The sequence below is a fragment of the Bacillus sp. TH13 genome, assembly GCF_016651175.1.
GTDB classification, from domain to species: Bacteria; Bacillota; Bacilli; order Bacillales; family Bacillaceae_G; genus Bacillus_A; species Bacillus_A thuringiensis_S.
Genome location: NZ_JAEKEJ010000007.1, coordinates 104,211 through 117,670, shown reverse-complemented (window position 1 = coordinate 117,670; position 13,460 = coordinate 104,211). Strand labels below are relative to the sequence as shown.

Below are 13,460 nucleotides of genomic sequence, written 5' to 3'. Positions count from 1 at the left end.
GTTTGTGGGTTTGCATATCAAAAAACAACTACCGACAAATATATAATCTATTTAAATACACAGGCTTTTCATATATGATATTTAGTGACATTGGAAATTTCCCCGAGTAAAGATATTTCTAAAAAAACATAAAAAAGGAATGAATTGAAAATGTTAGGAACAAAATTTACAAGTTTTATGGGTAGACCACGTGTTTGGAATGTCTCTAGTGATGTAATGGGAGCCTCTAAAATGGGGAGTACAGAAAAAGGCGAGTTTGAAATCAAAAATAAAACTTACACAAATGAAAAAGATGAACTTTTAAAAGATAGACAAGTATATATAAATTTAAAATCAGAATTCAACTCTTTTTCACAAACCCTTAATGAAATGGCCTCTTTTAAAGGAGAAGAGAAAAAAGTAACAACATCACAGGATGGATATATTAAAGTGAAAGCAAACCGTGATGCAATTGAGGGAACATTCAATATGATGGTTACACAACTTGCAGAGCATCATCAAATTGTTTCAAATACCATTAATGTTGATGAAAAATTGAATATAAATGATGTATTGAAAATTGGGGATAAAGAATTAAAAGTAACCAGTGATATGACGTATAAGGATTTAATTAATCTAATTAATGATGGGGATTATGGAGTATCTGCTTACACACAGGGCGAGAAAATTTTTATGCATGCTAAAAAAGTTGGTGAATCAAATAAAATTGAATTAAAAGACGGTACATCAGATTTGTTTAAAAAGATGTTTTATATCCCAGTGAAACGTAGTCATATAGATGAATCTGATAAGAACGCACCAAATTTTGTACTTAATACCATTAACACAGCGAAAGATGCAAAATATATCCTTAATGATATTGAAGGATCAAGTACAAGTAACACAGTAAAACCACTCCCTGGTGTAGAGATTGAATTACTAAAAGAGACAGAAATAAATACAGAAAATATAAACGCGAAAGGGAAAGAAATAAAATTTACAGTAAGTAATTCTGGTGTGTCAGATGCAACTAAACTAATAAAAAAGATGGTTGCAGATTATAATAATATTGCTTCGTCCTATGAGGAGTTTGTTAGGCCGATGGTAAGTTTACAAGGTAACGCAATAATGGCAGATATCTATCGTGAGATGAATAATATAGTTAGATTTTCACAAGGTGGTAATTACTTATCTACATTTGGTATTCAACTTACAGATGATGGAATAATGAGAGTAAATGATACGAAACTAACAAAGGCTTTGGAAGAGCATTCAGGGGCTGCAAAACAATTCTTCTTTAGTTCCGAGGGATTAGGTAAAACGATAGGAAAGTCATTTGAGGAAATATTTGGTGATGATAGTATTATTAGTAATCGAATCAAAAATATAAATTCTCGCGTAAATGATTTAGATAAAAAAATTAGCTATATTGATTTTTATAATAAAGAAAAACAGGATGAAAATGTTGATAAATATCAAAGATTAGAAACTGCATCTTTATTGCTTAATAATCAGATGAATATGATGAGATCAATGATTAGATAAAGAAGAGAATTTATCTAATTTATAATTTTAACTATTATATAAATATATAATAATATTAGGTTTTGTTATGAGGGAGTGATTAAAAATGAATGAGAAAGTCTATGAAGAGTTTGTAAGTTCTATTTATGAACTTGGTGACTTAAAATTATCAGAAGAAATGTTTCAAAAGAAACAAGATAAATTCAATCACTGGCTTATATCTTTGGAGGAAGAGAAAAAACAAGAAGTAATAGAAAAGATTATGCCTATAATTATGAAAGTTTCAGAACGTATTCAATATAAACAGCAAGCTTTTAAAGAAATAATATTGGAGAATGAAGGAATAATAAAAGCAAATTCACATTATGATAAGTTTTAGTTAAAATAATATTTGACGGATCGTAGTCTAGATATATTTGAGATAAACAAATATGGATAAAGGAAATTTCTTAATACTTTAAAGTGTATATTGAAAAATACAAAAATAGATAACAATGATAAAATAGTAGTTCTTCATGGGTTTCAAAAACTCAAACGAAGAACTACTATGTTCGTTTTAACAAGATGTAATAATAATTTAGTACCTTACTACCAGTAATCTAAATGATAAGTAATTCAAGCATGCTTATCTTCATGTATAGCACATAAGCCAATCAATATTACAGTTGTTTGCTTCTTGGTTATCATAAGGATATGGTTTGGTATTCAACACACCGTTTGGTTTCAATTTGTGTTAGGAATGTGAACAATAGAGGAGGGAGTGTTGATGGTTTAATAAATTAAATAAATTTAGAAAGGAGAAGCAAAGTGAGCATAAAGTGTTTCGAAAATTACCTTTATGGACTACTCTACTATCGTTAAGACAGAGTCCATAGCTTGTGTTTGGAGGCAAATAGTATGACTTTTGGCAGTCTGCATTTAAAAATGTTAATCGTAATTTAAAACCTTATTTTGTAAATAACACGGTTTCTATATCTATATTTTTTTATTTGCTATATATTTATTTCATCTTGAATTAGATGCTTCCTCAAATCTATTATTCGTAGCACTAATGATCATTTCAAAAATAATCATTTTGGTATTTTCATTCTTTTTATCATTTTATTCTATTGGTACTTTTTTAAAAGAAAGAATAAAACATTTTGAGGTCGTGGATATTTTAAGTATATCAGAAAGGCAAATAAAAAGCTTATTTTAATTGAAAATATGTCAATTGGTATAATTTCTATCATTTTTGGTATTCAATTTGGACTTGTATTTTTACAATTTTTCTTATTAGTCATAGCCAAAATAACACATTCTTCATTATTGAAATTGTATTGGCCAAATTAAGTCCTCTACTTGCTAACATCAATCTAAATGAATTTTATTGGTGTATAACCAATAAATGGGAAGGGCGTTTCTATTAAGAACTAAAGGTCATCGTCAAAAAAGAAGGGCATGTAGACAAATATAATCGATATAAAAAACTCAGGAGAACAACAGTGCTGAAAGAAATGTATATTGTCCGCTATGCAGATGAATTTAAAAGTGCGAGACGTTCGTCTCAAAAGTTAGCCTAATAAGCTAGCGGGAAGAGACGCACTAATCGAAAGGTGCAAACCAAAGATATAGGAGAACTTTATTGATGAAGAAAGGAATGAAGGGGTAACGCCTCGAAACTTTCTCGCTGGATAGTCCCTAACCTCCGTAAAAAGAGCAGTGAATTACAAAATTTATTTATCGTTGAATAATAGTTAGGGGCAAAATTCCTCATCTTATTTGATGTTAAGAAACTTTGCGACAGAGCCGGAAATTCCTCAATTTTTTCACAAGTCCCTCCTTTTCTATTCATCTTATTGTTTTATTTAAGATGATCATAACTTTTAAAAGGCTTGCATGTTTACTAGCTCTTTTTGGGTGAATTTAAGTCCAAGTTGTTATGAACCGCATTAGAGTTCAATTAAATTATATTTGTTATCTTACGAAAATGTAATTTTAGTGTCATGTTAATGAATTTTGGTATTGAGAAAATTAGGATATAATTTTGTGAAAAGAAATATGAGGTGAATATATGAAACGAATTATGATTATGTGTAGTGTTTTTGTTTTCTTTTCTTTATGGCATTTTTAACAGGTTGTAACTTGAACCGGTTTGGTACAGATGTATATTATGTGCAAATTACTACGGATGGTAAACAATTAAAAGAGAAAAATGTTAATGGTGATACGACCTACCAATACAAAATCCTTGGATTTGATAAAGAGGGTAATGAGAAAGAAATGGAGGTTACAGCTTTAAAAAATCTTCGTAAAGTCGCATTTTTATGTCTATACTATTCCAAGGAAAAAGGCGTAAAAGAGTGGGAAGAGTTGAAGAAAGATAAACTTTCCGCCAAAGTAAAAGGAAAATTTGAAGGGATTTAGCGTGCGAAGTTAATTGCATGAATTTTCTTACAGTACCCACAAATAATATCTCATTAAGTGTAATGTTATTTAGTTGTTAAAGCACCATCGTCTTTTTTTGTTCAGCATTAGGTGAAATAATAATCAGTATTATCGATTGGAAGGATAAGAATTTTATAACTTTATAATTGCGTGTAGCAGAATTATATTGTCAATTCAAGTGTATTAATATATGAATATCTATGTTATTTTACTTTGTAGATGAAATTAGTCATATTTGATAAATTTCTGATTTTGCTAACAGTAAGTTAAATCTTAAAAATATTGGAGGGGCTTTATCTTGTTATAATAATTTTTTACGTTAGTGATTATATGGAATTTGTTATCACTTTTTCAAATACATATATACAACAAGATGTATATACAACAAGATGTATATATGTATGATGTTGGAATCTTCCATATCTTTATGTCTAAAAGAAATTCATCTCAAAATTCTTGTTACGGCATTTAAAGGAGGTAAGAGTGGGGTTGTTAGAATGTTGTAACAAAGAATAGAAATTTATAAATAATAATAGGAGGAAACATGAATATTACTTCGAGGAAATGGCTTTCACTTTTTTTGATTTTTGCTGTTATTATGACGCAAAGTTTAATACCTGTAATTGTAAAGGCAAAAGAGTTGAACCCAATGGGATTTGTAGATAGTTTTAAAATTGAGAAACAAGATTTATATTATGGAGAAAGAACTAAAATTATCGTTAATTTTAGTGAGAAAGAGACTTATAAGTTACAACCAGGAGATGTGTTAACGATAACACTACCCCCAGAATTAAAAAGTTTTAATGGAACCATTCCATTAGATGGTTATGGTGTTTGTGAGGTATCATTAGGTACTGCGAAATGTACATTTAATGAGAATGTAAGTACTCATAAGAATATTAGAGGATATTTTACGATTAATGTTCAAGCCACAAATGCAGAAACTAATCAAAAGAAAAGAATTCGCACAAATTTAGGAACAAATCTAGAAATGCAAACTGTTACTATTACTGGGCCAAGTAGTGCTGAAAGAAAGGGTACAGAACCGAAAGGACCATTTTCCTATAAAATTGGTGAAATTCAACCAGATAAAACAGATGAAGTACGTTGGTACCTAACTGTCAATTATAATAAAGAAATTTTAAATAAAGATATAAAGTTGTCTGATAGTTTACAAGGAGGTCAAAGCTTTAATATAGATAGTTTTTATATAATGGTCGATACTGATGGGAATCGTCCGTATCTTACTTTGTCAGAATTTGAAAATAAGGGATATGGGACAATACAATTTATTAATGAAGCTACCTTTAAAGTTATATTGAATAAAGAGAGGGCTAGTGGTAATAGATTTACTATAACTTATACGGCTAATATAAAAGAAGATGGTAAGAAATTTCAGTATCTAAAAAATGAATATATTATTGAGTATCAGGTAGGAAATGGTAAACCTATATTGGATTCACAGGTTGCACAAGTCGAAAATATTACAACAGATGGTGGTGCTGAAGGGGATCGCCATGAAAAAGGTGAGGAAAAAGAAACACAAGAGAAGTGGGAAACAACTGAAGAGATAGAAGAACAACCGAAACCAGAAAAACCAAAGGTAACAGAAGAAGAGAATCACTTAAAAGAGCCAAAAACAGAAGAGAAACCGAAGGTAGAAGGAAAAGGTGAGGAAAAAGAAACACAAGAGAAGTGGGAAACAACTGAAGAGATAGAAGAACAACCGAAACCAGAAAAACCAAAGGTAACAGAAGAAGAGAATCACTTAAAAGAGCCAAAAACAGAAGAGAAACCGAAGGTAGAAGGAAAAGGTGAGGAAAAAGAAACACAAGAGAAGTGGGAAACAACTGAAGAGATAGAAGAACAACCGAAACCAGAAAAACCAAAGGTAACAGAAGAAGAGAATCACTTAAAAGAGCCAAAAACAGAAGAGAAACCGAAGGTAGAAGGAAAAGGTGAGGAAAAAGAAACACAAGAGAAGTGGGAAACAACTGAAGAGATAGAAGAACAACCGAAACCAGAAAAACCAAAGGTAACAGAAGAAGAGAATCACTTAAAAGAGCCAAAAACAGAAGAGAAACCGAAGGTAGAAGGAAAAGGTGAAGAAAAAGAAACACAAGAGAAGTGGGAAACAACTGAAGAGATAGAAGAACAACCGAAACCAGAAAAACCAAAGGTAACAGAAGAAGAGAATCACTTAAAAGAGCCAAAAACAGAAGAGAAACCGAAGGTAGAAGGAAAAGGTGAAGAAAAAGAAACACAAGAGAAGTGGGAAACAACTGAAGAGATAGAAGAACAACCGAAACCAGAAAAACCAAAGGTAACAGAAGAAGAGAATCACTTAAAAGAGCCAAAAACAGAAGAGAAACCGAAGGTAGAAGGAAAAGGTGAGGAAAAAGAAACACAAGAGAAGTGGGAAACAACTGAAGAGATAGAAGAACAACCGAAACCAGAAAAACCAAAGGTAACAGAAGAAGAGAATCACTTAAAAGAGCCAAAAACAGAAGAGAAACCGAAGGTAGAAGGAAAAGGTGAAGAAAAAGAAACACAAGAGAAGTGGGAAACAACTGAAGAGATAGAAGAACAACCGAAACCAGAAGTGGTGAAGAAAAAGTTACCACGAACGGGTGGGTATATGTCATATGCACCATATACAGGGGGAATATTGCTTGTCTTTTGTTTATTGATACGGATAATAAACAAAAGAAGACATAATTAGAATGATTTGATTATTTGAACGGATTATTAGAAGAAATAGTCCGTTTTTTTGTTCCCTCAATTGTGCTGTAGGTATTTTTTGGATAAGTAATGCCAGTTACTAAACGTTTCAAATCACCTATACGTTTAGATCCTGTTGTTAAATGATATAAAATATGGTTCTGGTGCAAAAACTTTAGGACAATTACAATGAATCTATAAATCTTGGACATACTGATACTATTACTCTAGAAAGGATGTGTGATTGAAATGGATAAGGAGAATGTATTAAAATGAAAGTATTATCAGCCTGATATTATTTTATTAACGGTACAACCTTAGTTTTCGTGATTTGATGGAAATGATGAAGGAAAGAGGCTTATCTATTTCTCAATATGCGTTGTGCTCATCAGTATGCCCCTGTATTGGACAAACAAATGACTCTTCGAAAGTCGATGAAACATATACCGAAACAAAAGGGCAATGGATGCACCTATATCGTGCTGTTGATCCGAAAGGAAATACAATTGATTTTCGCCTAAGCAAAACAAGAAATCAAAAGGCTGCAATGCGCTTTTTCAAGAAGGTCTTGCCATGAGTCTTTTCTTCGGCCCTTTCAAGCCCTGGTAAAAATTTGGTTTCTCGTGGACAATAATCTCATATTGTAAAATCGTATTTATTTGATAATCCCTCACGAATAGAATAGACACCTTCTATGATGACAATTCCCCCAACTGGAACAGTATGCTATTCTGCTGAACCATCTGTCTCTCAATCATATCGCTGATAACGTCCCTCTTTGTTTTGACTGATAGGTTCAAGAACTTGAATTAAGACAGACCTCCAATCAAAATGAGAACCAATAGTCTTTTTCCTTGGATGTTTTGTTATAAGTTGTGAGGAGAGTAAATAAAAATCATACATATGTAAAACAGTTATATTAGAACAATCATCCTTTAATTTATTTGTGAATGTATTTTTTCCTGTACTCACACAACCACCTATTCCAATTAACAAGATCGATTGTTTTTTGAATTGAATTAATTAACCTAATAAATTGTTCAAAATTATTTAGGTCAACTTCTCTCTATTTAAAAATCATTATATTATGAATTATAAATTTATTAAGTATTAGTCTTCAAACATTTTATCAATCCTATTTCGTCAACTAAACTATATAGTTTAGTTGACGAAATAATAAGGGGTCTTGTTTTTCTTCTAATTTATATACTTCATTCCACTCTATTCTACAAGATGCCGCATGTATTTTAGGATTGTATTCTTGGTTGTTTTTCGAAAAGGTATAGATTATTTTTTGATTTTATCGCAAAGGTGGCAAATTGCCTTTTTCTTTATCATGCCTTCATCAACTTTACAATCAAAATATGCTTTGAAGACAGTTGGTTCCCTCTAACATCATAGACAGCTGATAAAGTACTTTACGTGCACCACGGACGCCACTATAGGTTTGTTTTGTTTATCGTATTTGAAAAGACTTATAAACCAATGTCCCAAAACAACTTTCAAAGTTTCTACAAAGAACTCACGTTTAATTAAGAGGTAAATTAGTGCTCCTTATTCAGTATTATTTATTTTACAGTTATAAATTAAAGATCTAAACACTAATAGCAATGGTACAGTCATTTCTTTAAGCACTTCAGAAACAACTTTAAAGAGCCTTACTACAATAAAATATAAGAACTTTATTAACACTTTATATTTATCAGTTTAATAGTATTTCTATCACCGCTTTGACTTTTAGCTTTTCTATATAGTAATAAATTTCGTGGCCTTTTCGTTCAAATTCCAGCATATTCCCTCTCATTTTGCTTAATTGTTGTGATACATAAGAAGGTGGTAGATTTAATGTGTTTATTATCTCTGTCACGTTTAACTTATTATCCGGATACAACAATATTATGATGCGGAAACGATTTGGATTACTTAACATTTTGCAAATTTTTATACTATCCTTTGGGAAATGGAAATCTTTTGTCATTATGAACCGCTCCTTTGTATGTGTTTTCTAAAAAAGTTAGTTAGGCTATATAAAAATTAGTTTTATTAGTATATTACAAAACTAATTTTGGGACGATCGAAATAGATGACATTAGAATTACAATTTTGTAATGTAAATTAGCTTGCAATTTTCTTTATAATGATTTACCGCTTATGCGATTATTGTAATGCATTCATCTAACATAATACACAGATTACATAAATGTAATCTGCATATAAGGTAGAACGATGTTTTCTCTCTATACTTTTCTTTATGCTTATTGTAAGAAAATGAACTGGAGGATACTTAAATGAAAAATAAAGTGTTGATTGCAAGTGTAATAACAATTGGAGTTGTAGCTGGGAATTATTTTTCTTTTAGTGGTCAGTCCGATTTGAAATGGAATATAGTGGATATAAGGTAACAGAAAAACAAAGTGAAAATACACAGAAATATAGTGGGAAAGTTATCCCAAGTGGTATGGAAATGATTTCTTTTGATCTTACAAAGAGTACATATGAATTAGCTGTGAAAAAGGGCAACTTCTCTTTAAATATAGTGACGCTTCTACAAAATTAGCCGTAAGGGGAGTGGAGTTACAAAAGAAACTAGCTGAAAAGGAACTAAATTTACTACAAAAGCAAATTGGTGTAGCCAAACAAAAATTACAAAAAGAGAAAAATACAGGTTTTTCTAAGGAAGAATTGAGAGCATCAGAAATTGAGATTCAACAGATAGGATCTCAGATTGAAATGAAGAAATTTGAAGTAGAAAAAGCGATGTAATGATAAAATCAAGTAAAGAATAAGAGAATGCTTTATCTGTAACTAGCCCGGTTGATGGAATTGTTGTAAATATTAATACAAAAGTAGATGAGATTACAGGTATAAGTGGTTTGATGGTTTGTCATACAGGCTATTCCTATCAGCTTAAGATCTTATAATACACCCAGGACGAAAAAAATGTGTATTTTTCTTGTTTGGAGATAACGTATTTTTTTAGTTTGAAGGTGATGTGGAGCTATCAAACTAAAAAACGTTTATTAAAATAAATGCTTTTGGTGCAAAAAATATAACAAAAGAGGATAGAACCCATATATTCCTAATGGAATCATATTTTATACTACAAGTCCGAACAATTGGTGGATAAATTTTTTCTGGTTTTGGACAGACTAGTCCCGTTACACATAAATTCCCAAGTATTAAATATGATTTAATTTCTTTTTTTTACATTATATTTGTGAATACAGTGTCCTTCTTTTTTATCTTCTTTCAAATGTAAGCATAATTAATCAAAATACTAAATTAAAATAAGAAAGCGATGTTATCATAATTTTTGTATCATGGTTCAATTGGAATATTAAAAAACTGAACACCATATAAACCATATTCTAATTGAAATTTTATACGCGCTGTGTGTATAAAATTACCTGATTCATGATACATACGAGCTAAACTTTTTTAGTATCTGGCAAATTATTATATGAGAAATGTGGATTCCTTTTCATCTTAAGGTATATGCTTTCTTACAAAATTGTAATATTGATGTCACTTTATGAGATTTTTTCTTTTTGAAGAAAGAGTTACAATTATAAAATGCAAAATGAAAGTGGCTGATAAGCCTCTACAAGAGCAGCAAAGCGTAATAAAATATTTCTTTTTAGTGTTAAGGGGTTTTGAGAAAACAGAAAAACCATTTTAGAGGACTTTAGTATCATTAACGAACGAATAAAAAACATAGAATTACGTGTGAACAAGTATGGATAAATTGAATTTCTTAATACTATGTAATATACGAAACACTATTAAATAATAGTAGTAAAAAAGCAGTGCTTCATTTAATTTAAAAATCAAATAAAGCACTACTACCTATATTTTTACAAGTTGTGATGCAATATCTTAGTACCTTAATACAGACAATTTAAAGGGTATGTTGGTCAGCCTTTGTTAGCTTAGTGTGTAGTGAATCAATTGGTGATTTTCTGGTTATTTCAATTTCGGTCTTACATCAGCACATACCGTTTAGTCCCCGTAAGAAACATAAATAGTAAAGGGGAGTGGGGGAGTTCTTTTATAAAAGTAAATCTAAATATAGATTAATTAAATAAATTTAGAAAGGGAAAAGACAAATGAACATAAAGTATTTCGACAAAATACCTACAATTTTATCCTTCTATACTACTAGTAATAAGCCAAACCCTATATTTTTTATTTGGAGATATAGAATATGACTTTGTGGCAGTTTGCATTTAAAAATGTTATTCGTAACTCAAAAGCTTATTTTGCTTACTTTGCAAGTAGCACACTTTCTATTGCTATTTTCTTTTCATTTGCTGTGTATTTATTTCATCCTAAATTAAATGTTAGTTCAAATTTATTAATTGTGGTGCTAATGGTCATTTCTAAAGTTATTATTTTACTATTCTCATTCTGTTTGTCATTTTATTCAATTAGTACTTTTTTGAGGGTACGAATAAAACAGTTTGAGATTTTAGATATTTTAGGTATATCAAAAAGACAAATGAAAAGTCTTATTTTTATAGAAAATATGTCAATTGGCACAATTTCTATTATTGCGGGCATTCAACTTGGACTTGTATTTTCGCAATTTTTCTTGTTAATTATAGCAAAAGTAACACATTCCTCAGTATTGGATTTGTATTGGCCAAATTATGCCATATTATTAACAATTGGTATTTTTTTAGTTTTTTTAGTTTAGTCGTAATTTGTACGTCGCCGTTAATATCTACTAAAAAAGCTATGCATTTTTTTAATGTAGTTTCTACGTATCAAGAGGAAGGGAAAATTTCAACATTCAAATCTTTATTTGGAATTGGATGTTTATTATTTGGTTATCTCCTTGCAGCTACCCAAAATTGTTTTTTTGAACAAGGGGCCAATATAGGCGTTCAATACGTTTTCTTTAGTATTTTCGCAATTCCTATACTGCTGATTTGTGGAACTTATTACTTTTTTTCTGAATTTTATTCTTGGATTATACAGATTTTAAAAACGAGAAGACATTTTTATATGAAACGGATTAATATACTTTGGATTTCTGATTTAGCAAATCGTATTCGGAAAAATAGGAATATGCTTTTTCTTGTAACTATAATCTCGACTCTTACATTTTCAATGATTACAATAATATGTGGCTTCGGGAAATTTGCAAAATCGGAAGTTAACAGACTTCAACCATTCTCGTTTTCTTATTTTTCACATGATAATAATCCATACGCATTACAACATATAAATTGGTTGGAAGAACAATTGAAAAATAAGAAATTTTCGTATAAAAAGATTGAGGTTGATTTATATGAAGCAACTTTGAGAAGGGAGGATGTTGAAAACAGAAGTGATACGTATATATTAAAAGAGAGCGATTATAGTAAACTTTCCTCTGCTCTAAATATTAAACCGTTATCTGTTACAGAGAATGAAGTTTACATACTTCCCGGAAATGGATTTCAAAATATTTTTGGTGAATTCAGGGATGTTAAACGAAAAACTGTTACAATTTCTGAGGCGAATAAAAAATTACAAGTGTTAGGGTTTGAAGAGGTAAATGTTGTACCAACTGGGATTGCTTCTAAAGTATTGGTTGTATCTGATAGTACGATGCAAAGTTTAAATGAAAAACTAAAACATGTAACGCTTTATAATTTTCAAGTTCAAAATTGGGAAAATACTTATCTTATCGCATCAGAATTCGAGAACAAGCTACAGAATGATCGCGAGAGCATTCAATCTAAAAATGAAGTATTCGTTAGTTTTGTAGCCAGTCAATCCCTTTATCAATCAACCTTGAATCATACTACTATCCTTCTTATCGGTATATTCCTTGGCGGAATTTTTTTTATTGGTGCTGGGAGTGTCTTGTACTTTCGTATGTATACAGATTTAACTAGTGAACAAGAAAAATATATAATAATAAAAAAATCGGTTTAAGTGAGATAGAAATGAAAAAATCGGCTACCATTCAACTTGTAATTTTATTCTTTTCTCCTTATATCTTGGCTTCAATCAATACAATAATGGGTGCGAAAATGTTACAGGGAATTATTAAATTGTCATTGCTTTCTGAGGTTACAGTAGTTCTTATGATATTTGGTGGTATTGAGTGTTTGTTTTTCTTATTAATTCGTTCATTCTATATAAAAAAATTGTTCCAATATAGTGAACAGTAATTACAATGAACAGGAAAGATAACATATATTGATAATGTATCATCTCTTTCTAACAGAATACTCTTAATAATAAATTTTAGGAGGGGGAGAATAGCGTAAATTGTGAGTAAGTCTTGTATATTATACAAGATTAATAAATGAAATGGATTTTATATCGATAAACAATAAAAAGCTGATTTCTTTACTGTAAAGGAAATCAGCTTTTTATTGTGTGTCCCTAGCTAATCGGGGTATTGTATTGGTGAAAAACTTTATCTAGATAAGAGCCAAGTCGCCTAGTAGCTGACAAGGAATTAGTGGAGAAATCCTAAGATGAAAAAGTAACTTCTAATAGAAATACGAGCGAATTAGCAGATTGTAACATAAAGTGAACCTCCCGCCTCGTTAAAAACAACCTAGTAATAGGACAAAGGGAAGTTGAGCCTGGAGAATATGGAAGGGATAAAGGGCTCGGAGATACGACATCAAAGAATCACAGGTATGTTCAGAAAGTAGTGTCTGGAGCTATGAAATCCTTCTTTGCACTTTATTTCGGAAAGGAGAGGGGCAACTCATAAACATATGCGAGATGTTGGAAAACTAGTTGACTAAACCGATGTAAAAGCTCGAGAAACTTGGAAAAATTTATATTTTTGTTCCAATGAA

Annotated in this window: 6 protein-coding genes and 3 pseudogenes; 7 read left to right on the top strand and 2 right to left on the bottom strand. The window is 30.5% G+C overall.

Annotated elements, in window-relative coordinates; translation table 11 throughout:
- Positions 1-150 precede the first annotated feature (150 nt).
- From JFU02_RS02315 to JFU02_RS02295, 5 genes and pseudogenes are all read left to right on the top strand, one after another.
- On the top strand, positions 151-1,524 hold the full coding sequence (locus JFU02_RS02315) for a flagellar hook-associated protein 2 (protein ID WP_201069505.1): 1,374 nt from the start codon (positions 151-153) through the stop codon (positions 1,522-1,524).
- 85 nt (positions 1,525-1,609) lie between these two features.
- On the top strand, positions 1,610-1,882 hold the full coding sequence (locus JFU02_RS02310) for a flagellar biosynthesis protein FlgG (protein WP_201069506.1): 273 nt from the start codon (positions 1,610-1,612) through the stop codon (positions 1,880-1,882).
- Between the two features lie 1,745 nt (positions 1,883-3,627).
- Positions 3,628-3,909, top strand: coding sequence for a YxeA family protein (locus JFU02_RS02305; protein ID WP_481748747.1), 282 nt, complete (start codon positions 3,628-3,630; stop codon positions 3,907-3,909).
- Between the two features lie 565 nt (positions 3,910-4,474).
- A complete protein-coding gene (locus tag JFU02_RS02300; RefSeq protein WP_201069583.1) occupies positions 4,475-6,652 on the top strand; it encodes a collagen binding domain-containing protein in 2,178 nt (725 codons plus the stop codon).
- 293 nt (positions 6,653-6,945) lie between these two features.
- A pseudogene (locus JFU02_RS02295) lies at positions 6,946-7,222 on the top strand (DDE-type integrase/transposase/recombinase); the annotation flags it as partial.
- Positions 7,223-7,401: 179 nt separating this feature from the next.
- Here the strand turns inward: JFU02_RS02295 and JFU02_RS02290 are convergent.
- Both JFU02_RS02290 and JFU02_RS02285 read right to left on the bottom strand, forming a co-directional pair.
- Positions 7,402-7,623 carry a hypothetical protein gene (locus tag JFU02_RS02290; protein WP_201069582.1) on the bottom strand — a complete coding sequence of 74 codons (222 nt, stop codon included), beginning with the start codon at positions 7,621-7,623 and terminating at the stop codon, positions 7,402-7,404.
- Between the two features lie 730 nt (positions 7,624-8,353).
- The gene (locus tag JFU02_RS02285; protein WP_201069581.1) at positions 8,354-8,629 is read right to left on the bottom strand and encodes an ArsR/SmtB family transcription factor; all 276 of its coding nucleotides are present in this window, start codon (positions 8,627-8,629) and stop codon (positions 8,354-8,356) included.
- A gap of 310 nt (positions 8,630-8,939) precedes the next feature.
- Between JFU02_RS02285 and JFU02_RS31915 the strand changes: the two are divergent.
- Positions 8,940-9,545, top strand: a pseudogene (locus tag JFU02_RS31915) (efflux RND transporter periplasmic adaptor subunit); the annotation flags it as partial.
- 1,310 nt (positions 9,546-10,855) lie between these two features.
- Positions 10,856-12,815, top strand: a pseudogene (locus JFU02_RS02275) (FtsX-like permease family protein).
- The last annotated feature ends 645 nt before the right edge of the window (positions 12,816-13,460 follow it).

Coding starts and splice junctions, on each gene's coding strand:
- JFU02_RS02315 (WP_201069505.1), top strand. CDS start 151: ATGTTAGGAACAAAATTTACAAGTTTTATGGGTAGACCACGTGTTTGG.
- JFU02_RS02310 (WP_201069506.1), top strand. CDS start 1,610: ATGAATGAGAAAGTCTATGAAGAGTTTGTAAGTTCTATTTATGAACTT.
- JFU02_RS02300 (WP_201069583.1), top strand. CDS start 4,475: ATGAATATTACTTCGAGGAAATGGCTTTCACTTTTTTTGATTTTTGCT.
- JFU02_RS02285 (WP_201069581.1), bottom strand. CDS start 8,629: ATGACAAAAGATTTCCATTTCCCAAAGGATAGTATAAAAATTTGCAAA.